Origin of the sequence: Leifsonia poae (assembly GCF_027921845.1) — a bacterium.
In the GTDB taxonomy this organism is placed as follows: Bacteria; Actinomycetota; Actinomycetes; order Actinomycetales; family Microbacteriaceae; genus Leifsonia; species Leifsonia poae.
The window spans coordinates 386,592-411,108 of the sequence record NZ_BSEN01000006.1; the positions used below are offsets into that span (position 1 = coordinate 386,592).

Consider the following 24,517-nt stretch of genomic DNA (forward strand, 5'->3'; position numbering starts at 1 on the left):
GGATGATCTCCGGATGACCGATCGTCCGCCGCAGCGTGCGGCAGCACTCGCGCAGCCGACGCGGGTGCTGCTCACGCTCGCGGCGGCGGGGGTCGCCGCCTGGGCGATCTCCGCCGGCCGGGGGCTGCTGGCCCCCCTGCTGCTCGGCGCGATCCTGGTGATCGTCGCGCATCCGGCCCGGCGCCCGCTCGATCGGCGCGGCCTTCCCCGGTGGCTCGGCACCACGGTCGTGATCGCGATCGCCTACGCCGTGCTGATCGGCCTGGCGGTGATCGTCGGGCTCGCGCTCGTGCAGTTCGGGCACGTGCTCACCGACTACGGCGACGAGCTGGAGCAGAGCTCGGACCAGGTGGCCGTGTTCTTCGGTGGTCTCGGCCTCGACGGGTCGGCACTGCGGCCGGATGCCCTGCTGCCGCTGCTCCTGAACGCGGGCAAGTCCCTGTTGGGCCTCGGCACCGCGATCTTCTTCGTGCTGGCCTACGTGATCTACCTCGCGGTGGACGCGGCGCGGTTCCGCGACATCCCGGCGGAGGTGGCGGCGGGCCACGCCATGCGCATCCGCACGTTCCGGGACTTCGCCGACGGCACGAGCCGCTACTACCTGGTCAACTCGATCTTCGGCCTGATCGTCGCGGTGATCGACGGCCTCGCGCTGTGGGCGCTCGGCATCCCGGCCCCGTTCGCCTGGGCGGTTCTCGCCTTCGTGACGAACTACATCCCGAACATCGGCTTCGTCATCGGCCTGATTCCGCCCGTGGTGCTCGCGATCGTCACCGGCGGCTGGGGGCTCGGTCTGCTGGTGGTCGCGATCTACTGCGCAGTGAACGTCGTGCTGCAAGTGCTCGTGCAGCCTCGGTTCGTGAGCAAGACCGTTCGGCTCAGCATCACCCTGACGTTTTTCTCGGTCGTGCTCTGGACGGTGCTGCTCGGCCCGATCGGGGCGATCCTGGCGGTTCCGCTCAGCCTGCTGCTGCGGTTCCTCCTGCTCGGCGCCGCACCGGATGCGCGCCTGGCGAGGTGGCTCACCGGTGACGACGAGCACCTCGTTCAGCCAGAGAGCCCGGACTGACCGGTCTGCGCTCTGTGGGCGCTGACTGTCGATTCGGGTCGTACTCGTTCGACGTGGAGGCATGAGTCAGAACGAGCGTTCCATGCGGGGGTCGGCCGATTTCGCCATCCCGCAGTCAGCTGCGCCGCGCCCGCGACGCACGGTTCGAGACCTGTTGCGCCTCGCCGGCATTCATCCTCGGCGGAGCGTGACGGGGAAGGCGGCACCTTCCGCGGACTTCCAGCGCCTCTTCGACGAGGCGCAGTGCGACCTGATGCGGGCCGGGTTCTGGCCTCACTGATCCGTCACGGGCGGCCGCTCGGTCGCGGTGGTTCACATCTCCAGGGTGTGACCCGCCTGCGATGGCTGGCCGACGGCGGCGCTCAGCACCGCGGCGGCCCGCTCGCGCCGACGCCGGGCCCGGTCGACGCCGAACAGGTAGACCGCGTCGAGCACGCCGAGCGTGTTGGAGACCAGCAGCACCGCGAACCACGGCTTGCTGTCGTTCTTCGCCGCACGCCAGAGCGACGCGCCCTTCCAGGCGAGCGTCCATACGACCGCTGCCGCGATCGCGGCCTGTGTGGCCGGGCTGGGCAGGTGGTCGTGGTGGTGGATGTGTTCAGTCGACTTCGAGTGCAGCATCATGGTGGATCCAATCGGACGACCCGGCACGTCGTGCCTGACGAGGGGGAATCTCGTTGCGTCCAGCAAAGCCCGTGTGCGCGTACGGGGCAAGAGGGGGAGCCCCTTCGATAGCATCCGACCGTGACTTTCGACGCGGTGAGAGCGGCCTACGGCTCCCGGGCAGCGGAGTACATCGAGGCCGTCGGGCGGATCGCGCATGTGCCGGATGCCGACCGGGAGGCCATTCTCCGGTGGGCGACGGGTGTTCGCGGTCGCGTGCTGGATGTGGGCTCCGGGCCCGGTCAATGGACCGACTACCTGCGGCGGCATGGCGTTGCCATCGAGGGCGTGGAGCCCGTGCCGGAGTTCCTTTCGGCGGCTAGGCGGGACTACCCGGACTCGCGTTTCCACGAAGGCCGGGCCGAGAGCCTGCCCGTCGCCGACGGAAGCCTTGGGGGAGTGCTGGCCTGGTACTCGCTGATCCACACGGATCCGGCCGACCTGCACTCTCTGCTGGAGGAGTTCGCCCGGGTCATCGCTCCGGGTGGGTCTCTGTTCGTCGGCTTCTTCACCGGCGCCGCGCTGCAACCGTTCGACCACGCCGTGACGACGGCCTACTACTGGCCCGTCGAGTTGCTCTCGGAGCGGATCGAATCAGCGGGGTTCATGGTACGGGAGGTCCGCGCGCGTTTGGACCCCACCTCCACCCCGGAGCCGGGCAAGCGGCCGGAGGCGATCATCGTCGCCACGCGAGAGGACTGACGCGTCCGCCGACCGCCGGTGAGTGCACGCACGGCGCCAGCCGAGCCGAGGAAGACGAAAGCGAGGGCGACCCAGCCGAGCATCCCGTGGTCGAGGGCGGTGACGGTGACGACCAGGGGCGCCAGCATGCTGCCGAGGGCGAAGCCCATCCCGAAGACACCCTGATACGCCCCGGGGCGCGCGCGATCGGCGAGCTCGAAGCTGAGGCTCCAGGTGCCGGCCGATGACAGGATCTCGGCGAATGTGTGGAGGAGCACCGCCACGAGGAGCACGGCCACCGCTGCAGGCGCGACCACGCCGGAGGCTCCGCTGTACGCGAAGCAGGCCGCAGCCATCAGGATGCCGGCGAGGCCGGTCATGTTCCCGGCGCGCCGGATGTTCTCGGAACCTCTCGACAGGGGGATCTGGAACAGGATCACTCCTGCCGTGTTCACGATGAGGGCGATCGAGACGATGACGTGGGGCGCCTGGGTGTGTGCGACGACCCAGATCGGGAGTCCGACTTCGGCGACGCCGAACTGCATGGCGAAGATGCCGGCGAGCAGGGTGAGGGAGAGGTAGCGCGGGTCTCGGAACGGTGAACGGCCCACCGGGAGGGAAGTGCGCGCATCCGTCGGGGTGTTCGACGGATCGGCCCCGCGCGCCGACACGTCGACCGAACGCGGGAGGGCGAGCAGCGTCGCGGCGCCCGCCAGGGTCGCGCAGCCCGCGAGCACGAAGGTGATCCGGTAGCCGGCGGTCGTGCCGATGAGCACCGGGATGCCGGCGGCCGCGGAGCCGAGAGCGATGCCGGCGTTCGAGACCGCCCGCAGGATCGCTCGGGTCCCCGCGCGGGACGGCCCCTCGAAGGCGCGGGCGATGATCGCGGAACGGACCGCGTTCGACGCGCGGTTCGCGCCGATCGTCACAGAGGCGAGTGCGGTCACGACGAGGACCTCCGAAGACCAGGCGAACGCGATGAGGGCGCACCCCTCGACGGCGACCAGGGTGACGAGGAGGCGACGGGGCGACATCCGGTCTGCGAGGTGGCCGGCGATGATCGACGTGAGCACGCCGACCCCGCTGGCGATGGTCAGCACGATGGCGACGGCCGTCGCGGACAGCCCGGCGAACAACGTGAGATAGAGGATCGACAGCGTGAGGAAGACGCCGCGCCCGAGCGTGTTGACGAGTGCAGCGGACGCGAGGATACGCAGCACCGGATCGGCCAGGGCGGTCAGGAGGGGCGGGGTTGCGCGAGTCTGTGTGAGCACCTGTCCGTTATCGCAGCATCGCGCGTCACGGCGAATCGATGTAGCGTATTGCTTCATGTTGACGTACGAGCTCGACGAGGACGACATCGGCGCCATCCGGCTCGCGCTCTCGCCCCTCAGCGAACTGGGGCTCTCGATCCGCGCGCTCAAGCGGCCCGACCTGTACCCGCTGCAGTTGCCGTGGGTGCGGCTCACCGAGGACGCCCGGCGCACCGTCGATCAGGATGTTCTGCACGCCCTCGTGAACGACGGTCTCACCACGCCCGACTTCCTCAACCCGCGCCCGATGGGCCCGCTCACCCGCATCGACGACGAACTCGACGCGCTGCGGAGGCTCGACCCCGATCGCTTCCGGCAGCAGCTGACCGAGGTGCACGGCGAGCTCCCCGCTCCGCTCCGCGGGTCCCCTGCGCGCGCGATCAACCGGATGGTCGACGTGCTCGCGGACTACTGGACCGTCGCGTTCGCGCCGCACTGGGAGCGGATGCGCCGCATCCTCGAAGCAGACATCGTGTACCGCGGGCGCGAGGTCGCCCGCGGCGGCGTCGCCGGAATGCTGAACGGCATCTCGCCGAACCTGCACTTCGAGAACCGCGTGCTCTCGGTCACGCTGCACACCAGGGTCAACCGCCACGAGCTGATCGGTGGACATGGGCTGACACTGGTGCCGACGATGTTCTCCCGTCGGGTGTCTGCGCCGATCGCCGCCGGCGAGCCGCCGATGATCCTGTACGCGGCCAGGGGGCAGGGGATCATGTGGGAGAAGGGCGCCCCCGTCGACGACCGCGCCCTCGTCGCGCTCATCGGGCGCACCCGCACGACACTGCTGCACGCCGTCGCCGAACCCGCATCGTCCACCGAACTGGCCGCACGGTTCGGCGTCACGACCACCGCCGTGAACCAGCACCTGCGAGCGCTCCGGGATGCACGCCTCGTGACGTCGACGCGCTACGGGCGCAGCGTGCTCTACTTCCGCAGCGACCTGGGGAACGCGCTCGCGGAGCGCGAGGACTGACGCGGCCGTCGACGGCGGCTTAACCTGGAAGGGTGAGCCGCGAGGCGGAAGAACTCAACCGGCGACTGCTGCGTGCCCGTGACGCGATGGATCGTGCCTACGCCCATCCGCTCGATGTGCCTGCCGTGGCGGCGGTCGCCCACATCTCGCCCGCGCACTTCAGCCGCTGCTTCCGTGCGGTCTTCGGTGAGTCGCCCCACCACTACCTGCAGCGGCGCCGCGTCGAGCGCTCGATGTTCCTGCTGCGCGAGACCCGACGCACGGTGACGGAGATCTGCTTCGATGTCGGCTTCAGCAGTCTCGGCACGTTCAGCCGGACCTTCCGCGAGATCGTCGGGCAGACGCCGACCGCCTATCGGGAGGGGCACGGCCCGATCGTCGCGCCGCACTGCGTACAGCTCGCGGCGATGAGGCCTCTCGGCGCGGTGCATCGCCCTGCAGCACAGAGCACATTCGGATAAGCCGCGCCAGGGAGCGGCTCCCTAGGATCGAGGCAACTGACGCGAACGGAACGGGAGAACACGATGATCACTGCACTGAATGTCACGACCATCTTCGTGCTGGACAAGGACGAGGCGCTGGATTTCTACGTCGGCAAGCTGGGGCTCGAGAAGGGCAACGACGTGCAGCAGGGCGACTACCGCTGGCTGACGGTCCGCGTGCCCGGCGAGGGCGGAACCGAGATCTCGCTCGAACAGCCCGGTCCGCCGCTGCATGACCAGCAGACAGCCGACCAGATCCGCGAGCTGATCACCAAGGGCGCGCTGGGCGGCGGGCTCGTCTTCATCACCGACGACGCGCACGCCCTCTACGACACCCTTCGCGAACGCGGCGTCACCGATTTCACGCAAGAGCCCACCGAGCACTTCTACGGAACGGACATGGGCGTTCGCGACCCCTTCGGCAACGCCATCCGGATTCTGCAGCAGGGTTAGGAGGCTCGATCCCGGCTCACGATTGGTCTGGAGTCGGTTCATCACGATGTCCGCCGGCACGTTACCGGGGCGAGCTTGTGGCGTCGATCACCACAGACCGGGACCCTTCGAGTGCGCGCCGTGCGCGCCGGCGAGCCTCGTCGTTCGTGCGTGACCAATCCTCGAAGGTGACCCCTGCCCGCCGAACAGGCCGCGCTCCTCGTTGATCGCGTCGAAATGAGGGTGTCAACACGATCCCCCTTCTGGCCGGTCGGGTTCCACTATGGCATCGCGCGTGCACCGCGCGCCGTGGTTCCGGCATTCGGCAGATGCCGGTGGAGAGGCTTCTTGCGTGCATCCATTCGACCACGTAGCATCGCAGAAACCGTTCGCTTAACGGTTTTCTGCTTTCGCTCGATGGGGACGCGACTTCACATGACCGACCAGCTCACCCGCTCCCCGTCTGCCGTGCGCGTCGTGCTCCAGAACCCGCTCTATCGGGGCGCGACGGTCGCGCTCTTCCTGTCGGGGCTCGGCACGTCGGCCGCCGCACCGCAGATCGCGCAGTTCCTGGTGAACGACCTCGGCAGCTCGCTCGCGGTCGCGGGCCTGTACTACCTCACGAACCTCACCGCGCCGATCGCCGGCTATCTGATCGGCCGCCGCTCGGATCGCACGGGGCGCCGGCTCGGGCTCTTCCGGCTGTGCGCCGTTGCCGGCGGCGTCGGCTGGCTCGCGATCGCCTTCGCCGGTCAGCTCTGGATGCCGTTCGTCGTCAGCGCGGTCATCCTGGGTTTCGCGGGCGCCGCCGCCTCACAGCTGTTCGCTGCGATCCACGACGAGCTCGCGGCGACGCCGACACCCGTCGGTGACGGCGTCGTGTCGATCGTGCGGATGGCGCTGACGTTCGGCTGGGTGATCGGCCCGGTCGCCGGCACGTATCTCGCAGCCCAGACCAGCCTGCGGGTGACGCTGATCGCAACCGCGGTCTGCACGTTCGCGCAGATCATTCCCATCGGGACGCTGCGCGAACGGGCCGACGTGTTGCCCGTCACCGAGACGCACCCCTCTGGCGCGGTTGTTGCGCGGGCGCACGTGCCGGTGCGGTCGATGCTGCCCCTTCTCGCGTTCACCGGCCTGTATGTGCTCGTCTACGCGGGCGAGCCGATCAAGTACGCCTACCTTCCGATCTACATGAACGAGCAGCTGCACCTCCCGCCTGCCCTCAGCGGTGCGATCATCGGCATCCAGCCGCTGGTGGAGCTGGCGCTCATGCCGCTGGCGGTGGTCGTCGCGCGACGGACGGGCATGATCCCGCTCATGGTCGTCGGCGCGCTGTTCGGTGTGGTGGCGAACGTGCTCTTCGCCACGACGGGGACCGCGGTCGGGCTCTTCGCCGGTCAGATCCTGATGGGTGGGGTCTGGGGCGTCTTCGCCGGGCTCGGGATCATCGTGGCCCAGCGGTTGCTTCCGACCGCGATCGCGACGGCATCGGCGATCTTCATCACGGCGCCTGCCCTGAGCTCGGCGCTCGGCGGGCTGGCCGGTGGCATCGGCGCGGCGACGATCGGACTGCCGCTCGTGTTCGTCATCCCCGCCGTGCTGGCGCTGATCGCTTCGGCCGGACTCGTGGTGCTCCACAAGCGGGTGGGCGCCGAGCGGGTGCGGTAGCCGTAGCGACGGCTGCCGAAAGGCCTCTCGTCAGCGCGCCCGGCGGCGGCGGACGATCCCGACGACGATCAGCACCACACCGACGACGAGCAGGATCGGACCGATGGTTCCCCACAAGGAGGAGCCGCTCATCGCGGAGCCGCGCAGCACGTTGAGTCCCTGCAAGGTCCACACCAACCCGATGGCGGCCAGGATCACGCCCACGACGAGAAACGGCCAGCTGCGCTTCATGAAGCTCACCCTATAGCGGTTGCGGTCATCCCACCCTCAGCGTGCTGTGCAGATCCTGTCCCGTCGCCTTCTGGTAGGCGTTCAGGCTGGAGTACGTCTTTCCCAGCCATCCGAATGAGACGTTCGTCGTCCCGCTCACTGCGAACCGATTGCGATCGCTGACGTTGTGGCCGCTGACCTTGTCGGCGCCGGCCCGATCGACCGTGCCGAGCAGCGCGCCGGCGTCGTTGGTCGCCGTGATCGTGTTGTTCTGGATCACGTTGTCGTAGGCGTAGAACTGGATGAGTATCTCCGGCGACCCGTCGTTCAGCTTGTTGTTGTTGCGCAAGGTATTGCCGGTGAATCTGTTGTCGTGCGATTGGCCGGTCTTCACGCCGCCGCAGTCGCTCGCGCCGTCGCAGTACCCGCCGGTGGCGATGCCGACATAGAGGCTGTTGTCGATCGTGTTCGATCGCACGTCGACGAAGTCCGCCGAACCGCGCGGGTTCTCGGCGGCGACTTCGATCCCGATGTCGTTGCCTGTCACCACGTTGTTCGTCACATCGATGTGCGTGCCGCCGTCGATGTAGATCCCGTCGGCGCAATTGCACCAGACGCCATCCTCGTAATACGCGGGGTTGCCCTGCGACCGGATGTAGCTCACCCGGTTGCCCGAGATGACACCGTTCCTGGCGCGATTGAGGTCGGTGTACCGATCCTTGCCGGTCAGGGTCGACTCATAGCCGATCGCGTCGATGCCGATGTTGTTGTTGTCGTGGATGTCGTTGTTCGTGATGGCCCATCCGTCGACGTTCCCGTTCACCACCACGCTCTCGCTCGCACCCAGGCTGAGGTGGTCGACCGTGTTCTTGGTGATCGTCAGGGCGGTGATGGAGTGGGCGGCGTTGTCACCGTAGACCGCGATGCCGTGCGCGTTGATATCGAAGCTGCCGAGAGTCTGGTTGTCGTTGCCGAGGTCGTGCACGTGGTTGCCGCTGATGAGTACGTGATCGTCTGCTCCGTGCACATAGATGCCGATCGGCATCGCATCGAGCGCGCTCGACCGATAGTCGGTGATCTCCACGCCCGTGAGCGTCACGTGCGAGCTGTTGCTGATGTTCACCATCGCGGACCGGCCGTCGGCGGGCGTGAACCGGGAGCCGTCGAGGATCACGTGCTCGTGCCGATATGCCTCGACGGTGATCCTGGTCACGCCGGTGAGATCGATCTTCTGGTAGTAGCGTCCACCGCGGATGTCGACGGTGCCGCCGCTTTTGCTCCCGCTGAGGCGCTTGACGGCCTCCTGCACGGTGCGGAGTGGGGCGGAGACGCTGCCCGAGGCGTGGTCGTCACCGTCGACCGCGACGATGATCGTCTTCGACGCGTTGCCGGTCGAAGCAGGCGCCGCGAGGGCGACGCCGAGACCGGCCAACGCGATGACGGCGAGGGAGGGCAGTAGTGCAGGACGGAAGAACGACAGCATCGTGAATCCCATCTACGAATACCCCGCCTCGAGGAGAGTCTCTGGCGAAACGCGCCGGACCTACCGCAAGGGGCAGCCGGCTGGGCTCTTCGTAACAATCGTGAAGCTACCACCGGATGCGCTGCGCTCGCAGGAACGCGCACTCCGACTGAGCGGTTGGCCCGCGCTCGGACGCGGCTAGGGTTGCGAGATGGAAATCGAACTGCGAGAGCTGGTCCTGCCGCGCGACCGTGACCGTGTCATCGACTTCCTCAGTGCGAACGCGTGGCCGTTCCACTCGGCAGCGACCCTCAGCGCTGCGGCCGCAGCCGGGCGACTGGATGCCGGTCTCTACAGCCCGCCCGGAGCGGCGGCATGGTGGATCGCCGTGCCACATGACGCGCACGCCGGCATCGTCTCGGTCGACGAGCTCGATGACGGATCGCCGATGCTCGACCTCCGCCTGGCGACCATCCATCGCGGACGCGGCATCGGCCGTCGTGCTCTCGGCCTCGCCACCAGCCGCGTCTTCGAGTCCGACCCCGCCGTCCGCCGGATCGAGGGAACGACGCGCGCGGACAATCTCGGCATGCAACGTGTGTTCACTGCCTGCGGGTACGTGCAGGAGGCGCGTTATCGCGAAGCCTGGCCGGTCGCGGGCGGTGACTTCACCGATTCGCTCGGCTACGCCATCCTGCGCCGCGAGTGGGAGGCCGCTCGAGGCTCAGGGTCGTCGGCTCCGTGAGGTCGGGCCGGTCACTGCAGGCAGAACTCGTTGCCCTCAGGGTCCCGCATCATGATCGCGAACTCCTCGAACGGTCCCCACGAACCGTCGAGCGTCTTCTCGACGGATGCTCCCAGTGCGACGAGGCGGTCCCGCTCGGCCTCCAGTTCCTCGCGTGACGCGCGGCGGTCCTCGAACGGTGTGATGTCGATGTGCATGCGGTTCCGCTGCCGGCGCTCGTGGTGGTACCGGGTGAAGTAGAAGCGCTGGTGGGCGGGGTTCTGGTCCCACGCCTCTGCACGCTCGGCGAGCTGGTCGTCGTCCATCCCCGCCTCTTTCAGCGCGGCGACTTCGTCCGGTTCCCAGGAGGTCCACTCGGGATAGCCCATGGCGGCGCACCAGAATCGGGCGAGGGCCGCCGGGTCTTCGGCATGGAAGGTGACGTTGGCGATGCGCGCGGTCATAGGGAAGAGGCTATCGTCCGCCGGCTTCGTTGAGGGGCGGCAAACGCGGGCTTCATCGGCGTGTTTACCTGCGTTTGCCACCCCTCAACGGAGGCTTTGCCGCCCTCAACGAAATGGGGCAGCGCTCGGATGATCCATAGGTCGGCGGCGATACCATCGAACGGTATGCGTCGCCGCAGGCGGCAGAACTGGAGTCGTGCGATGAGCAACACGAACGGACAGGTCCCGGCCGGCTGGTACGCCGACCCCAACGGAGGCCCGCAACTGCGCTGGTGGGATGGCGCCCAGTGGACGGAGCACTACGCTCCCGACCCGCAGGCGGCACAGCCCGTGCAGCCGACGCAGCCGGTGGCCCCGACGCAGCCCGTATACACGCAGCCCGCCGCTGCGCAGCAGCCGGCCTATGCCGCGCCGTCCACTTATGCGACCCCGTATCCGCGCGCGGTCGTCCCCGAGCGCGCCAAGCTCGCGCCGGGCGCCGCCATCTACAACGCGTACATCTGGCTCGTCGTCGCTCTGCCGTTCGTGCTCGTGCTGGTGCTCCCGTTCTGGAACCCGCTCTCGGGCATCGCGCTCACCCGCACCGCCGACGGCAGCGTTCGCGCCTACACCGACCCGAGCTTCCTGCTCAACCCGGCCTACTTCATCCTGATCTTCGGCGGCTTCATCGTCGACGCGCTCGTCGTGGTCTTCGCCTGGCTCGATTACCGGGACCTGCAGCGCAAGGGCGTCGAGCGCCCGTTCCACTGGGCCTGGGCGTTCTTCGTCTTCGTGAACCCCGGCTTCCTCGTCTATGTGATCGGCCGCTCGATCGTCGTCCGCAAGGTCGCCCCGGGTCGTGGACTCGCACCGATCTGGGTCGCCATCGGGCTGTACGTCGTGTCGATCATCATCGCCATCATCTGGGTGGCGACACTGTTCTCGTCGCTGATGGGCCTCATGCACACCTACGGTGGCTACGGCGTCTAACCTGCGAACCGGCTGTCCGAACCGCCGCGCGATGTCCGTTATGATGGCTGTCGTGCGTCTGCGGTCCGGACGCTCAGGAGACGTCGCATAGTTCGGCCTAGTGCACCACCCTGCTAAGGTGGAGTGCCCGTCAAGGGCACCGTGGGTTCAAATCCCACCGTCTCCGCACTTCATGAAACCCCCTCCGGCGAGGGGGTTTCGTCGTTCCTGGGAAACGAACAGAGCGCGCCTAGCCCTCTGCGATATCGAATCGCAATCTTCGTGACAGCTGATTACGCATCACTACCGACTGTGACTGTGAGGGGTGCTGTCGCGAGAAACAGCCTCTAGCTTCGGCGTTGCATCGAACCCCCACCACGCAGCCCGAAGGAAACGATCATGAAGAGACTTATCCGCAGCACGGCCGCAGCTTCTGTCGCGACTCTCGCGATCGTCGGCCTCGCCGCTTGCGCCAGCGGCGCCGGCGCATCGTCTGACAACTCGTCCGGTACGAGCCCGGTCTACTTCGGCGTCTCCGCCGCGACGACGGGACAGTACGCGCAGTACGGCGAGCAGTTCAAAGAGGCCTTCGACCTGGCAGTCGAGGAGGTCAACGCCGACGGCGGCATCGACGGCCACCCGGTCGCGCTCAAGTACGAGGACTCGCAGTCCGACCCGAAGCAGTCCGTGGCCGTGGCGCAGAAGTTCGTCGGCGACGACAGCATCAGCCTCGTTTTCGGCGACTACTCCTCGGCCGCATCCATCCCCGCGTCGCCGATCTACACCGCGGGCAAGCTGCTGCAGTACGGCTTCAACAACTCCAACCCCGACTTCACGGCAAAGGGCACGCAGTACCAGTGGTCGACATCCATCACGACGAGCGCCACCTACACGTGGACGGCCGACTACATCAAGAAGCAGGGGATCGACTCGGTCGGTGTCAGCTACCTGAACACTGCCGACTGGGGCATCCCCGCATACAACGCGTTCAAGGCTGAGGCGAAGAAGGTCGGTCTGAAGATCACCGACGCCGAAGGCGTGCTCGACACCTCCGACGACTACCGCCCGTCGCTGACGAAGGCCGTGGCCGACAAGCCTGAGGCGTTCGTGCACATCGGCTACGGCCCGGACGCGGCGAAGATCGTGACGCAGCTGCGCGCGATCGGCTACGACGGGGCGTTCTACGGCGGCCAGGACGAGGAGTCGTTCGACGGAACCAAGGACGCCGAGGGTGCCATCAACGGCGCGGAGTTCCTCGCCTCCAACCCGGCGAAGGAGGTCCAGGACTTCGTGAAGGCGTTCAAGAAGAAGTACCCGCAGGAAACCGAGGTCACCGGCTTCGAGGCGGGCGCCTACGACGCCCTCCACGTGGCTGTCGAGGCGGCGAAGATCGGTGGCACCAGCCGGGAGGGCATCCTCGCGGGCTTCAAGAAGGTCAAGGATGTCCCGAGCGTCGTCTACGGGAAGATCACTTTCGACCAGTCGACCCGTCGCGTCGCGTCGCCGCAGCTGACCCCGAGCATCCTGAAGGACGGAAGTTGGGTCGCGTACAACGGTTGACCCGTTGACGCCACCGAACACACCATGCTCGACACTCTGATCGCCGGCCTGCTCCGAGGGAACGTCTACGCCCTCGGAGCGGTCGGCATCTCACTCGTCTTCGGCGTCATGAACGTCGTCAACTTCGCCCAGTTCTCGTTCTTCGGGCTCGGCGCAATGCTGTCCTGGTTCTTCATCGTGAAGCTCGGGCTCCCCTTCTGGCTCGCACTGATCGCCGTGCTCGTCGTCTGCGGCGCGATCGGCCTGCTCATCAATGTGACCGTCGTGCGCCCGCTCGCGAAGTACCTGCCGTTGGCGGCCATGCTCTCCACGTACGCCATCTCACTGATCCTGGACAACGCCTCCCAGATGGCGTTCAGTGCGCAGTTCCGCGTCTTCCCCGACGTACTGCCGACATCCAACCTGCAGATCGGCAACATGCGGTTCGGTACCTCCGACGTCGTCATGCTGGGGACCACCGCGGTCATCATGGGCGTGATGACCCTGTTCCTCAAGTACGGGAAGGTCGGCCGCGCCATCCGGGCCACCGCGCAGGACCAGGAGGCGGCCTTGCAGATGGGAATCCCCGTCGGCCAGGTGCAGCACGTGTCGTTCGTGATCGCGTCAGCGCTCGGCGGTCTCGCCGGCGTCTTCATCGCCCTCTACGTCGGAATCGCGAACCCGAACTCGGGGCTCGACGTCGGGCTCACCGCCTTCGTCGCGGCCACCCTCGGTGGGCTCGGGTCGCTCGTCGGGGCGGTGATCGGCGGCTTCGTGCTTGGCGTCCTGGAGGCGTTCGGCATCCACTTCTTCGGCGACACCGCGCGCCAGATCATCGTGTTCGTCATCCTGATCGTGGTGCTCATCGTGCGCCCGGGCGGTCTGCTCGGCAAGGTGCCGCTGGTCTCGAGCGAGCCGTTGACGGGCACCTTCCTCGGCAAGGGGCGGCCGATCCGCATCCCGCGGTGGGTGTGGCTCGTGGCGTTCCTCGTCGGCGGCGTCGTCATCCCGCTGGTCGCGAACGACTACGTGCTGACCACCGGCACCCAGGTCCTGGTCTATGCGATTATCGCCGCCGGCTTCACCGTGACGGCCGGGCAGGCGGGCGTGCTCGCGCTCGGGCAGGCGGGCCCGATCGCCATCGGCGCGTACACCTCGGCGCTGCTCTCGCTGTATTTGCACTTCCCGTTCTGGGTGGCGCTGCCCGTCGCCGGAATCGTCGCCGCCGTCGTCGCATCGATCCTCGCCTCGCCGATCTGGGGGGTGAAGGGCCACTACATCTCGATCGCGACACTCGGCCTCGGTATCGCCATCGTCGCGGTGATCCAGCTGGTGCTGCCGCAGGGCCTCTACAACATCCCCGTCCCCGAGTGGTTCGGGACGCCGCTGAACACCCCGCAGGCGTACTATCTGATCGACTTCGGCGTGCTCGTGCTGACCCTGCTGGTGATGTGGCGGATCCGCGGGTCCCACCTCGGCAAGGTGATCTCGTCCGTCGGCTCGGACGAGGTCGCAGCCCTCGCCTCCGGAGTCCGCGGCCGCAACTACAAGGCGCTCTCGTTCGCCGTCTCTGGCTTCTTCGCCGGCGTGGGCGGCTCCCTGCTCGCACACCAGTACACCTACATCGACCCGACGATCTTCACCATGCTGATGTCGCTCCTCGTGGTGACGATCGTGATCCTGGGCGGGATCAACTTGCCGTACGGGGCGGTGATCGGCGCGATCGTGCTGATCGGGGCGATGGAGCTGCTGCGGTTCACACCCGAGCTGCGCATCATCGTCTACGGGCTGGTCCTCATCCTCGCGGTGCGGTTCCGGCCGGGAGGGATCCTGGTGAAGAACGCATGAGCGAACCACTACTGGACGTGCGCGACCTCGAACGGCACTTCGACGGCGTCAAGGCCGTCGACGGCATCTCCTTCTCCGTTGCACACGGAGAGGTCGTCTCCATCATCGGACCCAACGGCTCCGGCAAGACAACGACGCTCAACCTCGTGACCGGCACCTTCCGGCCGAACAGCGGGACGATCGCTCTGGAGGGCGAGCGGATCGAGCGCGCGGACAGCGCGCGGATCGCCGAGCACGGCATCGCCCGCACCTTCCAGAACGGACGCGTCTTCGCGACGCTGTCCGTGGCGGACAACATTGAGGTCGGACTCCACTCGACACTGACGGCGAACCGCCCGTTCCGCCGCTTGTCGAATGTGTTCCTGCTGCGCTGGATCCCCTTGCTCGCCGAGCTGTACATCGCGATCGTCGGCACGCCCGCCTCCCGCCGGGAGCAGGCAGAGATCGCGGCGGTCGTCGAGTCCGAGATCGACCGGTTCGAGGCGCGGCTCGGGCCACGGCGCGACGACCCGGCGTACTCGCTCAGCTACGCCAACCGGCGGCGCACCGAGATCGCCCGCGCCCTGGCTCTCGCACCCAAGCTGCTCGTGCTCGACGAGCCGACGGCCGGGATGAACCAGTCGGAGACAGCGGAGGTGCTCGAGCAGTTGCTGGAGCTCAAGGCGGCCGGCCAGACCATCCTGCTGGTGGAGCACAAGCTCGACCTCGTCATGGCCGTCTCCGACCGCGTGATCGTGATGGACGGCGGCCGCATCATCGCCGAGGGGCGCCCTGACGAGGTCCGGACGAACGCCGCCGTCGTCGAGGCGTACCTCGGCCGCCGCCGCGGACTGGGAGGGGTGGACCTCAAATGACCGAGCTGCTCGCGCTGGACGACGTGAACGTGTACTACGGCCCCTTCCACGCGCTGCGGGGCAACTCGCTGACTGTGGGGGAGGGGGAGATCGTCTCGCTCCTCGGCGGCAATGCCAGCGGCAAGTCGACGACGATGAAGACCATCCTCGGCCTGGTCCGGCCGAAGACCGGTACCGTCCGGTTCGCCGGCGAGGATGTCACCCATGCGCCCACGCGCCGCCGGGTCGCTGCCGGCATCGCCTCGGTACCGGAGGCCCGGCGCGTCTTCCCCGAGATGACCGTCGACGAGAACCTGATCGCCGGCGCGTACACGCGGCGCGACAAGGCAGGCGTCGCCGAGGACCTCGACCGGATGCGCACCCACTTCCCCCGTCTCGCCGAGCGTCGCCGCCAGCATGCCGGGACGCTGTCGGGCGGGGAGCAGCAGATGCTCGCGTTCGCCCGCGCGCTGATGAGCCGACCGCGCCTGGTGTGCATGGACGAGCCGACGATGGGGCTGTCGCCGAAGCTCGTCGACCAGGTGCTGGACGAGATCGTCCGTATCAATCAGGAGTTGGGCGTAGCCGTGCTGTTCGTCGAGCAGCAGGCGGAGCTGGCGCTCTCCATCGCCTCCCGCGGCTACGTGCTCGCGACGGGAGCGATCGTGCTCGAGGGCACCGCGCAGGAGTTGCTCGACGACCCTCAGATCCAAGAGGCGTATCTCGGAAAGGCGGGACAGTGACCGACACAGTGCAGCGACCCCAGCGGCTCGGGTTCTTCACCCGGCTCCTCGACGACGGGAGCGCCCTCGATCGCTACCGCAACGCGCTCGACCAGTTCGTTCGCGCCGAGGAGGTCGGGCTCGACAGCGTCTGGGTCGCCCAGCACCACTTCCACGAGGACGAGGGCGGTCTTCCATCACCGTTCGTGCTGCTCGCGCAGGCGGCGGCGCGCACCTCCCGCATCCACCTCGGCACCGGCATCGTGACGCTGCCCCTGGAGGAGCCGCTGCGCGTCGCGGAGGACGCAGCCGTGCTGCAGCTGCTCTCGAACGGCCGGGTCGAGCTCGGGATCGGGTCGGGAGGAACCCCGTCGTCGTTCCCGCCGTTCGGACACGAGTCGGGCGACCGCGCGGCGATCTACGACCGTCATCGCGAGACGCTGGTGGCCGCCCTGCGTGGTGACGAGCTGACGTCGGATGGCGGCACGCTGTACCCCGCCGCACCCGATCTGCTCGGGGCGGTGTGGGAAGCGACCTTCTCCGCGGCGGGGGCCGAACGCATCGGACGCCGGGGCAACGGCCTGATGCTCTCCCGCACCCAGCCGCGGAAGAACTGGACCGACCCGACCTCGCCCGAGTTGCAGGAGGCCGTCGTCGACGCCTACCTGGCGGCGCTCCCCGACGGCGTCGAGCCGCGCATCCTGGCGTCTCGCTCGGCGCTCGTCGTCGATACCGAGGCGGAGGCGGACCGGTGGATTCGACGCGGCATCGACCGCGGGCGCAGCTTCATCGACGCTCAGCGGCTGGAGGTTCCGCGCGGGGTCTCCGACGCCGAGCTGCTGGCCTGGCTCGACATCCACATCGGGACGCCGGAGCAGGTGTTGGCGACGCTTCGGACAGACGGCATCCTGGCGCGGGCGACCGACGTCGCCTTCCAGCAGCACCCCATCGACCCGCCGCACGACGCGGTGCTGCGCTCCATCGAGCTCATCGCCGCCGAGGTCGGTCCCGAGCTCCTCGACTGGACGCCGGCCGTGACCGCGGCCGCGCACCACTGACAGTCGAAACCACTGACACCCGAGAATCACCGAAAGGACCGCCCATGCCCACCGACGTCATCGATCAGCTCGTCGGCATCGCCCCTGGCGACGCCCTCGACGCCCTCCGCGACCAGCGGCCGAACGCGCGCGCCAACGCGCAGGCCAGCTACGACGCCCTCTTCCACTCCGACGAGCGCGAGGACGTCAGTCAGCGCGAGCGGCTCGCCGTCGCCTACTGGACGGTCGCCCTCTCGCAGTCGCCGACCGCCTCCCACTACCGCGACCTGCTCGCGGCGGAGGACGCCGGCCTCCTCGCCGTCCTCGAGGCCGCGCTGCCCGGGGCGCTCACCGAGGGGCCGTACGGCGACTACCCCACCGGACCCCTGACCGTCGAGAACGTCGCCGGTCTCGTGTGGGCGCCCGACGCGGCACTGACCGGGGCGGCGGGTGAGCGCCTCGTCGCCGCACTCGCCCACACGCACCTGCTCGTCTACCGGCCGCGGGATTCGTCGGCCGACGCCCTGCAGGTGCTGCTCGACGCCGGCTGGTCCACGACCGGCATCGTCACTCTGTCCCAGCTGGTCGCGTTCCTCAGTTTCCAGCTCCGCGTGGTCGCGGGGCTCACCGTCCTGAAAGGAGAGCTCGCATGAGCGGCACCGTCATCCGGCACGAAATCGAGGCGCCCAACGCCTTCACCCAGGCCGAGCTCGGCTGGGAGGCGTGGCTGGAGCCGCTGCCCCTCGACGAGCTGACCGAGCGCCACTACGAGGGACTCGTCGACAAGGGGCGGGCGAACAGCCCGTACTTCCGTCTGCTCGTGCGCGACCCCGACATCCTGGGCGCTCGCACCCGCACCGACAACGACATCTTCTACAACGAGAAGGGCGGCCTGACCCGCGCGCTGCGCGAGCTCTCGGCCGCCAGTGCCTCCCGCACCAACGGCTGCATCTTCTGCGCGTCGGTCCACTCCCGGTTCGCCACGCACAAGTCCAAGCGGCCGGACGACGTGCAGCGCCTGCTCGACGAGGGACCCCTCGGGCAGCAGGACGATCCGCAGTGGCGCGCCGTCATCGACGCGTCGGTCGCCCTCACCGTGATCCCCAACGCGTTCGACGCGGACAACGTGCGGCAGCTTCGGGAGGCAGGTCTCGACGATCTGGCGATCATCGATGCGATCAACGGGGCGGCGTTCTTCAACTGGGCGAACCGGCTCATGCTGTCGCTCGGGGAACCGACTCCCGCCACGGCCGGCTGAGTGTCGGAACGAATGGTCAACTCGGCTCAATCGGCTGCCGCGCTCCAGGTCAGGAGGTCTCGCCCGCCACCACACGCACTAGGTGACTCGCATCGAGGACGGCATCACCCGGGGCATCCTCGTCGCCCCGACTGTGATTGCGCACCAGCTCGCGGCTGAGGGAGTCCATCAACGCGGGCTGATCGACCGCCACGGTCGTCAAGCGGGGGGAAATAAGTTGCCCGATGTCGGTTCGGTCAACTCCGATCAGCGAGATCCGGTTCGGCACGTCGAGACGAAGTCGGCGCGCTGCGGCGATGACGGCGATTGCGACGTCGTCGTTGTAGCAGCAGATGCCGAGTGGTGGGCCATCGGACAGCTGCAACAGCGGCAGGAGGGCTTCGACCGCTCCGCTCTCAGACAGCGGTACCCGTATGGTGATCGGCTCGACCAAGCCATGCGCGGCTGTCGAGCGGCGAATGCCTTCCAAGCGCGGTGGGCCGAACGGGTCGAGGCGGCCATCGTCGAGTGACGCGTATACGATTTGTCGCTCACCGCCTCGGAGAAGCTCGTCGACCTGGAGACGACCGATCAGGATGTCGACAGGGTCGACGTCACCCGTCGGTGTGTCGAGGCGTCGTCGCGGCACCACGCGAGTGCCGGCCGCCTCGATCCGTTCCCGTTGCGCATTGGTGAACACGCCCATGTCCACGACGGCAGCCGGGCGCAGGTCGAGAACCGAGATCAGCGTGGACTCGTCGTCTGGGCGGCCGAAGCGGACTACAACGCTCATGCCAGACGCCGCAGTTGCGTTGGTGATGCGATCGACCGAGTCCTGAAGATGTGGGCCGAACGTGGCGTTGGGCACCACGACGACCACGATGTCGCTGAGCCCTGTGACGAGCGCTCGGCCGGCTCGTGATGGCCGGTAGTTCAGAGCTTCGGCTGCCGAGCGGACGCGTTCGCGGGTCGCGAGCGGAAAGCGTTCGTCGTCTCCGTTGAGGATCTGGCTCACCGTGGAGCGCGAGACGCCCGCTTCCCGCGCCACGTCGGCGCTTGTCGGACGCCTCGTCGTCTGCAGCCCTACGGTCATTGAGCCAGTCTGTCACATACGTGTTGACACGTGACACTTGACGTGTCTATCTTAGTGTCGCGTGTCAGTAACACGTGTCACCTAATCTCGCATCACTAGATCGCCGCACCTGTAATCGACGAAGGAGTCAACCGATGGCGAAGGATTCAACCCGCACGTCAGCCGAACAGCAACGAGCCGCCGTTGCCCTCAGCACAGAGGATTCGCTGACCGCATCGCTCGCAGCCGGGGCCGTAGGAGAGGCCGTCGGGGACACCAGTGGTGAGCGACTGAAGATCCGTGAGCGCCTCGCCTACGGCGTCGGCGACATCGGAGGCAACCTGATCTTCGCGCCGATCTCCGCATTCCTCCTCTTCTACTTCACCGACACCGTCGGGATCGGCGCCGCGATCGCCGGAACCCTTCTGCTCTTCGGCCGGGTCCTCGACGGCACGATGGATCTTCTGCTCGGCACGCTCATCGACCGCACCTCGACCCGCTGGGGCAAGGCGCGACCCTGGATCCTGTTCAGCGCCCCCGTGGTCGTCATTTCCTTCATCCTGCTGTTCAATATCCCGGCGGGGATGCCGACCGGGGCGAAGGAGGTCTACGCCTTCGTCATGTACTTCCTGTGCCTTGGGGTCGGCTTCGTCGGATCGAACCTCGCCTATCACACACTGCTCTCCGTGATCACGAGCAACTCGAAGATGCGCGTCTCTCTGACGGTCATCCGCACCTTCTTCGCGCTCGTGACCACCCTCGTGGTGAACTTCATCACCATCCCGATCGTCACCGCCAATGGCGGTGGCCAGGGCGGCTGGACATTCATCTCGATCGTCTATGGCGTGATCTCCGCCGTCACCTTCCTCATCGTCTTCTTCGGCACCAAGGAACGCGTCAAGGGCACCATCAAGAAGGATGACGGTGAGAAGCTGCCCCTGGGCGCCACGCTGCGCATCCTGTTCCGCAACCCGTACTTCTTCCTCGCGTTCGGATTCTTCCTGCTCAACTACCTCCTCACCGGAGCGGCAGGCGTCGGAATCTACTATGCGAAGGATGTGCTCGGCGACCCCAACATCTACAGCTTCCTCGGCCTCATCCAGATCCTCCCGCTCATCATCGGGCTGTGGTTCATGCCGGCCGTCATCGGACGATTCGGCAAGCGCAGGCTCATCCTCATCGGCGTCGTCGTCACTGTCGTCGGTGCTCTGATCTCGCTGATCGATCCGACCAACCTCACCTTGCTCATCAGCGGAGGCCTCGTGCGCGCCGTCGGAGGCATCCCAATCGCTGCTGGACTGTTCGCCCTGGTCGCTGACGTCGTCGACTACGGCGAGTGGAAGAGCGGCGTGCGCCTCGACGGAATGACCTACGCTGCCGCGACCGCCGGCCAGAACTTCGGAGCCGGTCTCGGTGTCGCACTCGTCGGCTGGCTGCTCGCCGCCGGTAACTACGACGGGCAGGCAGCAACCCAGCCAGCGTCGGCCGTGAGCATGGAGATCTTCCTCTACCTCTGGCTGCCCCTGATCGTTGCCGCGCTGATGGGCGTCATCATCTGGTTCCTCAACATCGACAAGAATCTGCCGCAGATTCAGCGGGACCTCGCCGCGCGACGTGCGGAGCGACACGACGCCGAAGCACAGGCTTGACGGAGCCATCCGATGACGGCACAAAGCGAACTCGGCTGGGCGGTCGTGGGCACCGGCCAGGTGTCCCGACTCATCGCATCTGATCTTGCCCTCATCCCGGGAGCGCGACGCTTCGCGGTGTGCTCCCGGGATGCGGCGAGGGCAGCCGAACTCAGCGACGAATTCGGCTTCGAACGCGCCTACGACGACTTCAACGCCATGCTCGATGAGCCCGAAGTCGACATGGTGTACATCGCGACGCCCCACTCGACGCACGCGACGCTCGCAATCACGGCTCTGCAGAGGGGCAAGCATGTACTGATCGAGAAACCCATCGCCGCAAATGCAGTTGAGGCGGAGCAGATCGTCGCGGCTGCCTACGACAGCGGACGATTTGCGATGGAGGCGATGTGGATGCGTTTCCATCCCGCCTATCGTGCGATGCTCGACGCAATCGCTGCCGGCAGCATCGGCGAGGTGCGGAGCGTGCGCGCGTCGTTCGGTCTGCCGTTCGACAAGCCGGACTCGGAACGATGGAGCGCGGAGCGGTCGAGCAGCGCTTTGCTCGACCAAGGCATCTACCCGGTCACACTGGCTGTCGATGTGCTCGGCAGGCCCGGCGCCATCACAGCTACGGGGCGAATAAGACCGGACGGCGTCGACCTGGCTGAGCACATCACCCTGGAGTACGACAACCACCGGTTCGCCCAGCTCGGTGCGTCAATGGTGGAGTACTTGGAGCCGAACGCGTCCATCAATGGCACTGACGGTTGGATTACCGTGCCCGCGCCATTCTGGGCTGCCGCAAGCTTCGAGACGCGCAGCGGTTCGATCCCCGACGCGCTCAGCAGTCCCGAGGTCACCTCCTTCGAGAAGCGCGGCTTCGGGTACGTGCCCATGCTCGCCGCCGTCGGGGAGGCCATCGAGACCGGACTCACCCAACACCCCACCCACCCACTTGCCGACAGTCTCGAGACCCTCGGGATTCTCGACCTGATCCGGCACGCGATGACTGGCTAGGTCCAACAGGAGGAAATTCAATGAAGCGTTCACCGTTCAACGACGGATGGCAGTTCCGTGAAAAGGTCAACCCGTTTGCCGAGCTCGGCGGCGAAGTTGCCCCTTACACGGACATCGTCGTTCCGCACGACGCTCAGATCGCCCGAGAGCGAGACCCGAACGGCGACGGCGCTGTCGCGTACTTTCCGGATGGCGCGTACCAGTACCGCAAATTGTTCAACGTCCCCGCCGAGCTCGCAGGCAGCCGGATCGTGCTCGAGTTCGAAGGCGTCTACCGCGACGCCATGGTGTACATCAACGGCGCGTTCGCGGGCCAGCGCCCGTACGGATACTCCGGATTCACCATCGACGCCGACCAGTTCCTTTTGCCTGGAGAGGAAAACCTCCTCGAGGTCGAGGCCCGTAGCGGCAAGGACTCGCGCTGGTACACCGGCGCCGGCATCTACCGAGATGTGTGGCTGCTCACCGGATCCGACGTGCACATCCCAACGAACGGGCTGCGCGTCTCGACTCCGGACATCGACGCCGAGGGCGCGATCGTCGAGGTGGAGATCGTTGTCGAGAACACCCGGAACCGTCCCGTCACGGTAGACCTCGAGGCTCTCCTCGCCAACCCGGCCGGCGCCGAGATCGCCAATGGAACAGCACGAGTGACGATTGCTGCGCACACCACCAGCGTCAGCCGGCAGCGACTCTACGTCGCCGACCCAGCCCTCTGGTCAGCCGAGTCCCCGGCGCTGTATACGGCGGACGTCAACGTTCGTTTCGAAGACGATCCCATCGACCACTCCGCCACCAAGTTCGGTATCCGACGCCTTCAGGTCGACCCCGTGCACGGCCTGAGGATCAATGGCGAGACAGTGAAACTACGTGGCGCGTGCATCCACCACGACAACGGCATCCTCGGCGCGGCCACCTTCGCAGCCGCGGAGGAACGCCGTGTTCGCCTTCTCAAGGAGGCAGGCTTCAACGCGATCCGCTCAGCCCACAACCCACTCAGCGCATCGATGATCGAAGCATGCGACCGACTCGGGATGTATGTAATGGACGAGACGTTCGACATGTGGACCTCGGGCAAGATGCCCAACGACTACTCGCTCCATTTCGCCGAGTGGTGGGAGCGCGACGTCGAAGCCATGATCGCCAAAGACTTCAACCACCCATCAGTGATCATGTACTCGATCGGGAACGAAATCCCCGAAACCGGCTCTCCTGAAGGTGGCCTCACGGGGCGAGCCTTGGCCGAGAAAGTGCGTGAACTCGATCCGACACGATTCGTGACCAATGCCGTCAACGGAATGCTCGCCGTGATGGACGACATCAAAAAGCTCGCCGCCGAGCGAGGCGCTGGAGCCGACGAGGGCGCCGGAATCAACACACTGATGTCCGGTCCGGGCGAATTCATGAACATGATCGGCGCCTCGCCGATGGTGACGGAGAAGACGGCCGAATCCTTCGGTGTGCTCGACATCGCCGGGATGAACTACCTCGACGCCCGCTACGAAATCGACAAGGAACTCTTCCCGAACCGTGTCATCGTGGGCACCGAGACCTTCCCCACCCACATCGACGTCAACTGGCAGCTCGTACGAGAGAACAGCCACATAATCGGCGATTTCACCTGGACCGGCTTCGACTACCTCGGCGAGGTCGGCATCGGCCGACCACAGTATCTACTGGAAGGTGAAGCGCCCACCCACGGCGGCCCCTTCCCATGGATCGCGGCCTGGTGCGGCGACATTGACCTGATCGGAAATCGACGACCGGCTTCGTACTATCGCGAGATCCTATTCGGCCTGCGCACCGCACCGTACATCGCCATTCAGCGACCCCGCCCCGACGGTACGTCCTTCTACGCGGGACCGTGGACATGGAGCGACAGCATCGGCTCGTGGACCTGGTCCGGAAATGAAGGGCGAACGCTCACCGCCGAGGTATACAGCGACGCCGACGAGGTCGAACTTTCGCTCAATTCAACGTCTCTCGGCGTCGCTGCGGCGGGCCCCCGGAACCGCTTCAGGGCTGAGTTCCAGGTTCCGTACGAGGCTGGCGAGCTGATCGCGACCGCAATTCGTGGCGGAGAAAGGGCGGAGGTCTACAGCCTCCGGACCGCGACAGGGGTGCCGGTACTGAAAATCGAGGTTGATCCCGGCGTCCCGGATGACAGGCTCGTCTTCATCGACATCTCACTCGCCGACTCGGAAGGTCGTGTTTTCACCGACCGCGACAAAGCACTGACCGTGCAGGTCTCGGGCGACGGTGAACTCCTCGCTTTCGGTGGCGCCGACCCGGCGCCCAGCTCGAACTATGCCGGTGCCGCGCATGCGACGTTCGACGGTCGAGCACTTGCTGTCGTGCGCCGCACGGGCAGCGGTCCGGTGGACTTCCTCGTGTCAGCCGATGGCGTCGCGCCTGTGGAGACAACGGTTGCGGGTCTCCACTACGTGGAAGCTCTCTAATGCCACCAAGCGGTCTTTGGATGCCGA

23 protein-coding genes, 1 tRNA gene and 1 pseudogene are annotated in these 24,517 nt (G+C 67.0%); 19 read left to right on the top strand and 6 right to left on the bottom strand.

Annotation, left to right across the window (positions count from 1 at the left end):
* Positions 1 to 13 precede the first annotated feature (13 nt).
* Entirely contained in the window at positions 14 to 1,069 is a 1,056-nt protein-coding gene (locus tag PKE84_RS08795) for an AI-2E family transporter (protein ID WP_271176852.1), read from the top strand.
* Positions 1,070 to 1,381: 312 nt separating this feature from the next.
* Here the strand turns inward: PKE84_RS08795 and PKE84_RS08800 are convergent, their stop codons facing one another.
* Complete coding sequence (locus tag PKE84_RS08800) at positions 1,382 to 1,693, bottom strand: DUF5652 family protein (RefSeq protein WP_271176853.1); 312 nt, start codon at positions 1,691 to 1,693, stop codon at positions 1,382 to 1,384.
* 120 nt (positions 1,694 to 1,813) lie between these two features.
* Between PKE84_RS08800 and PKE84_RS19555 the strand changes: the two genes are divergently transcribed.
* Positions 1,814 to 2,434: a class I SAM-dependent methyltransferase gene (locus PKE84_RS19555; RefSeq protein ID WP_373877129.1), complete on the top strand. Its 621-nt coding sequence runs from the start codon at positions 1,814 to 1,816 to the stop codon at positions 2,432 to 2,434.
* Between the two features lie 128 nt (positions 2,435 to 2,562).
* Here the strand turns inward: PKE84_RS19555 and PKE84_RS08810 are convergent.
* Positions 2,563 to 3,783: pseudogene (locus PKE84_RS08810) on the bottom strand (MFS transporter); the annotation flags it as partial.
* On the opposite strand from PKE84_RS08810, the gene PKE84_RS08815 reads away from it, so the two are divergent.
* From PKE84_RS08815 to PKE84_RS08830, 4 genes are all read left to right on the top strand, one after another.
* Positions 3,743 to 4,702: an ArsR/SmtB family transcription factor gene (locus tag PKE84_RS08815; protein ID WP_271176855.1), complete on the top strand. Its 960-nt coding sequence runs from the start codon at positions 3,743 to 3,745 to the stop codon at positions 4,700 to 4,702. The pseudogene PKE84_RS08810 and the gene PKE84_RS08815 sit on opposite strands and share 41 nt — an antisense overlap.
* A 32-nt stretch (positions 4,703 to 4,734) precedes the next feature.
* The gene (locus PKE84_RS08820; protein ID WP_271176856.1) at positions 4,735 to 5,163 is read left to right on the top strand and encodes a helix-turn-helix domain-containing protein; all 429 of its coding nucleotides are present in this window, start codon (positions 4,735 to 4,737) and stop codon (positions 5,161 to 5,163) included.
* Between the two features lie 63 nt (positions 5,164 to 5,226).
* On the top strand, positions 5,227 to 5,637 hold the full coding sequence (locus PKE84_RS08825) for a VOC family protein (protein ID WP_271176857.1): 411 nt from the start codon (positions 5,227 to 5,229) through the stop codon (positions 5,635 to 5,637).
* 414 nt (positions 5,638 to 6,051) lie between these two features.
* Positions 6,052 to 7,287: an MFS transporter gene (locus PKE84_RS08830; RefSeq protein ID WP_271176858.1), complete on the top strand. Its 1,236-nt coding sequence runs from the start codon at positions 6,052 to 6,054 to the stop codon at positions 7,285 to 7,287.
* Positions 7,288 to 7,317: 30 nt separating this feature from the next.
* Here PKE84_RS08830 and PKE84_RS08835 read toward each other — a convergent pair whose 3' ends face one another.
* The gene (locus tag PKE84_RS08835; RefSeq protein ID WP_271176859.1) at positions 7,318 to 7,518 is read right to left on the bottom strand and encodes a hypothetical protein; all 201 of its coding nucleotides are present in this window, start codon (positions 7,516 to 7,518) and stop codon (positions 7,318 to 7,320) included.
* Between the two features lie 25 nt (positions 7,519 to 7,543).
* Complete coding sequence (locus PKE84_RS08840; protein WP_271176860.1) at positions 7,544 to 8,992, bottom strand: right-handed parallel beta-helix repeat-containing protein; 1,449 nt, start codon at positions 8,990 to 8,992, stop codon at positions 7,544 to 7,546.
* 178 nt (positions 8,993 to 9,170) lie between these two features.
* Between PKE84_RS08840 and PKE84_RS08845 the strand changes: the two genes are divergently transcribed.
* Positions 9,171 to 9,704, top strand: coding sequence for a GNAT family N-acetyltransferase (locus PKE84_RS08845; protein ID WP_271176861.1), 534 nt, complete (start codon positions 9,171 to 9,173; stop codon positions 9,702 to 9,704).
* 11 nt (positions 9,705 to 9,715) lie between these two features.
* On the opposite strand, the gene PKE84_RS08850 is transcribed toward PKE84_RS08845, so the two are convergent.
* A complete protein-coding gene (locus PKE84_RS08850; RefSeq protein ID WP_271176862.1) occupies positions 9,716 to 10,147 on the bottom strand; it encodes a VOC family protein in 432 nt (143 codons plus the stop codon).
* A gap of 201 nt (positions 10,148 to 10,348) precedes the next feature.
* Here PKE84_RS08850 and PKE84_RS08855 point away from each other — a divergent pair, with 201 nt between their 5' ends.
* From PKE84_RS08855 to PKE84_RS08895, 9 genes are all read left to right on the top strand, one after another.
* A complete protein-coding gene (locus PKE84_RS08855; protein ID WP_271176863.1) occupies positions 10,349 to 11,116 on the top strand; it encodes a DUF2510 domain-containing protein in 768 nt (255 codons plus the stop codon).
* A gap of 76 nt (positions 11,117 to 11,192) precedes the next feature.
* Positions 11,193 to 11,282, top strand: a tRNA-Ser gene (locus tag PKE84_RS08860).
* Between the two features lie 212 nt (positions 11,283 to 11,494).
* Positions 11,495 to 12,655 carry an ABC transporter substrate-binding protein gene (locus tag PKE84_RS08865; RefSeq protein WP_271176864.1) on the top strand — a complete coding sequence of 387 codons (1,161 nt, stop codon included), beginning with the start codon at positions 11,495 to 11,497 and terminating at the stop codon, positions 12,653 to 12,655.
* Positions 12,656 to 12,679: 24 nt separating this feature from the next.
* Entirely contained in the window at positions 12,680 to 14,482 is a 1,803-nt protein-coding gene (locus tag PKE84_RS08870; protein WP_271176865.1) for an ABC transporter permease, read from the top strand.
* The gene (locus tag PKE84_RS08875) at positions 14,479 to 15,336 is read left to right on the top strand and encodes an ABC transporter ATP-binding protein (RefSeq protein ID WP_271176866.1); all 858 of its coding nucleotides are present in this window, start codon (positions 14,479 to 14,481) and stop codon (positions 15,334 to 15,336) included. Before PKE84_RS08870 ends, PKE84_RS08875 begins: the two co-directional genes overlap by 4 nt.
* Positions 15,333 to 16,058, top strand: coding sequence for an ABC transporter ATP-binding protein (locus PKE84_RS08880; protein ID WP_271176867.1), 726 nt, complete (start codon positions 15,333 to 15,335; stop codon positions 16,056 to 16,058). The genes PKE84_RS08875 and PKE84_RS08880 overlap by 4 nt, the downstream gene beginning before the upstream one ends.
* Positions 16,055 to 17,095: a putative FMN-dependent luciferase-like monooxygenase gene (locus tag PKE84_RS08885; protein ID WP_271176868.1), complete on the top strand. Its 1,041-nt coding sequence runs from the start codon at positions 16,055 to 16,057 to the stop codon at positions 17,093 to 17,095. Before PKE84_RS08880 ends, PKE84_RS08885 begins: the two co-directional genes overlap by 4 nt.
* Before the next feature lie 44 nt (positions 17,096 to 17,139).
* Positions 17,140 to 17,727 (top strand): CMD domain protein, encoded by a 588-nt coding sequence (locus PKE84_RS08890; RefSeq protein WP_271176869.1) that lies wholly within the window; start codon positions 17,140 to 17,142, stop codon positions 17,725 to 17,727.
* The gene (locus PKE84_RS08895) at positions 17,724 to 18,332 is read left to right on the top strand and encodes an alkylhydroperoxidase domain protein (RefSeq protein ID WP_271176870.1); all 609 of its coding nucleotides are present in this window, start codon (positions 17,724 to 17,726) and stop codon (positions 18,330 to 18,332) included. The genes PKE84_RS08890 and PKE84_RS08895 overlap by 4 nt, the downstream gene beginning before the upstream one ends.
* 49 nt (positions 18,333 to 18,381) lie before the next feature.
* Here PKE84_RS08895 and PKE84_RS08900 read toward each other — a convergent pair whose 3' ends face one another.
* Positions 18,382 to 19,404 carry a LacI family DNA-binding transcriptional regulator gene (locus PKE84_RS08900; RefSeq protein ID WP_271176871.1) on the bottom strand — a complete coding sequence of 341 codons (1,023 nt, stop codon included), beginning with the start codon at positions 19,402 to 19,404 and terminating at the stop codon, positions 18,382 to 18,384.
* A 134-nt stretch (positions 19,405 to 19,538) separates the two neighbouring features.
* Between PKE84_RS08900 and PKE84_RS08905 the strand changes: the two genes are divergently transcribed.
* Genes PKE84_RS08905 through PKE84_RS08915 form a run of 3 tightly spaced genes read left to right on the top strand, consistent with a single transcriptional unit; the run spans position 19,539 to position 24,490 of the window.
* The gene (locus PKE84_RS08905) at positions 19,539 to 21,032 is read left to right on the top strand and encodes an MFS transporter (protein WP_271176872.1); all 1,494 of its coding nucleotides are present in this window, start codon (positions 19,539 to 19,541) and stop codon (positions 21,030 to 21,032) included.
* 12 nt (positions 21,033 to 21,044) lie between these two features.
* Entirely contained in the window at positions 21,045 to 22,031 is a 987-nt protein-coding gene (locus PKE84_RS08910; RefSeq protein WP_271176873.1) for a Gfo/Idh/MocA family protein, read from the top strand.
* A 20-nt stretch (positions 22,032 to 22,051) separates the two neighbouring features.
* Entirely contained in the window at positions 22,052 to 24,490 is a 2,439-nt protein-coding gene (locus tag PKE84_RS08915; RefSeq protein WP_271176874.1) for a glycoside hydrolase family 2 TIM barrel-domain containing protein, read from the top strand.
* The last annotated feature ends 27 nt before the right edge of the window (positions 24,491 to 24,517 follow it).

What these genes read in the sequence shown, in the direction of transcription:
- PKE84_RS08825 (WP_271176857.1), top strand. Translation starts at nt 5,227, where the DNA reads ATGATCACTGCACTGAATGTCACGACCATCTTCGTGCTGGACAAGGAC.
- PKE84_RS08800 (WP_271176853.1), bottom strand. Translation starts at nt 1,693, where the DNA reads ATGATGCTGCACTCGAAGTCGACTGAACACATCCACCACCACGACCAC.
- PKE84_RS08900 (WP_271176871.1), bottom strand. Translation starts at nt 19,404, where the DNA reads ATGACCGTAGGGCTGCAGACGACGAGGCGTCCGACAAGCGCCGACGTG.
- PKE84_RS08890 (WP_271176869.1), top strand. Translation starts at nt 17,140, where the DNA reads ATGCCCACCGACGTCATCGATCAGCTCGTCGGCATCGCCCCTGGCGAC.
- PKE84_RS08905 (WP_271176872.1), top strand. Translation starts at nt 19,539, where the DNA reads ATGGCGAAGGATTCAACCCGCACGTCAGCCGAACAGCAACGAGCCGCC.
- PKE84_RS08835 (WP_271176859.1), bottom strand. Translation starts at nt 7,518, where the DNA reads ATGAAGCGCAGCTGGCCGTTTCTCGTCGTGGGCGTGATCCTGGCCGCC.
- PKE84_RS08865 (WP_271176864.1), top strand. Translation starts at nt 11,495, where the DNA reads ATGAAGAGACTTATCCGCAGCACGGCCGCAGCTTCTGTCGCGACTCTC.
- PKE84_RS08850 (WP_271176862.1), bottom strand. Translation starts at nt 10,147, where the DNA reads ATGACCGCGCGCATCGCCAACGTCACCTTCCATGCCGAAGACCCGGCG.
- PKE84_RS08870 (WP_271176865.1), top strand. Translation starts at nt 12,680, where the DNA reads ATGCTCGACACTCTGATCGCCGGCCTGCTCCGAGGGAACGTCTACGCC.
- PKE84_RS08845 (WP_271176861.1), top strand. Translation starts at nt 9,171, where the DNA reads ATGGAAATCGAACTGCGAGAGCTGGTCCTGCCGCGCGACCGTGACCGT.
- PKE84_RS08840 (WP_271176860.1), bottom strand. Translation starts at nt 8,992, where the DNA reads ATGGGATTCACGATGCTGTCGTTCTTCCGTCCTGCACTACTGCCCTCC.
- PKE84_RS08795 (WP_271176852.1), top strand. Translation starts at nt 14, where the DNA reads ATGACCGATCGTCCGCCGCAGCGTGCGGCAGCACTCGCGCAGCCGACG.
- PKE84_RS08915 (WP_271176874.1), top strand. Translation starts at nt 22,052, where the DNA reads ATGAAGCGTTCACCGTTCAACGACGGATGGCAGTTCCGTGAAAAGGTC.
- PKE84_RS08875 (WP_271176866.1), top strand. Translation starts at nt 14,479, where the DNA reads ATGAGCGAACCACTACTGGACGTGCGCGACCTCGAACGGCACTTCGAC.
- PKE84_RS08830 (WP_271176858.1), top strand. Translation starts at nt 6,052, where the DNA reads ATGACCGACCAGCTCACCCGCTCCCCGTCTGCCGTGCGCGTCGTGCTC.
- PKE84_RS08910 (WP_271176873.1), top strand. Translation starts at nt 21,045, where the DNA reads ATGACGGCACAAAGCGAACTCGGCTGGGCGGTCGTGGGCACCGGCCAG.
- PKE84_RS08880 (WP_271176867.1), top strand. Translation starts at nt 15,333, where the DNA reads ATGACCGAGCTGCTCGCGCTGGACGACGTGAACGTGTACTACGGCCCC.
- PKE84_RS08855 (WP_271176863.1), top strand. Translation starts at nt 10,349, where the DNA reads ATGAGCAACACGAACGGACAGGTCCCGGCCGGCTGGTACGCCGACCCC.
- PKE84_RS08895 (WP_271176870.1), top strand. Translation starts at nt 17,724, where the DNA reads ATGAGCGGCACCGTCATCCGGCACGAAATCGAGGCGCCCAACGCCTTC.
- PKE84_RS08815 (WP_271176855.1), top strand. Translation starts at nt 3,743, where the DNA reads ATGTTGACGTACGAGCTCGACGAGGACGACATCGGCGCCATCCGGCTC.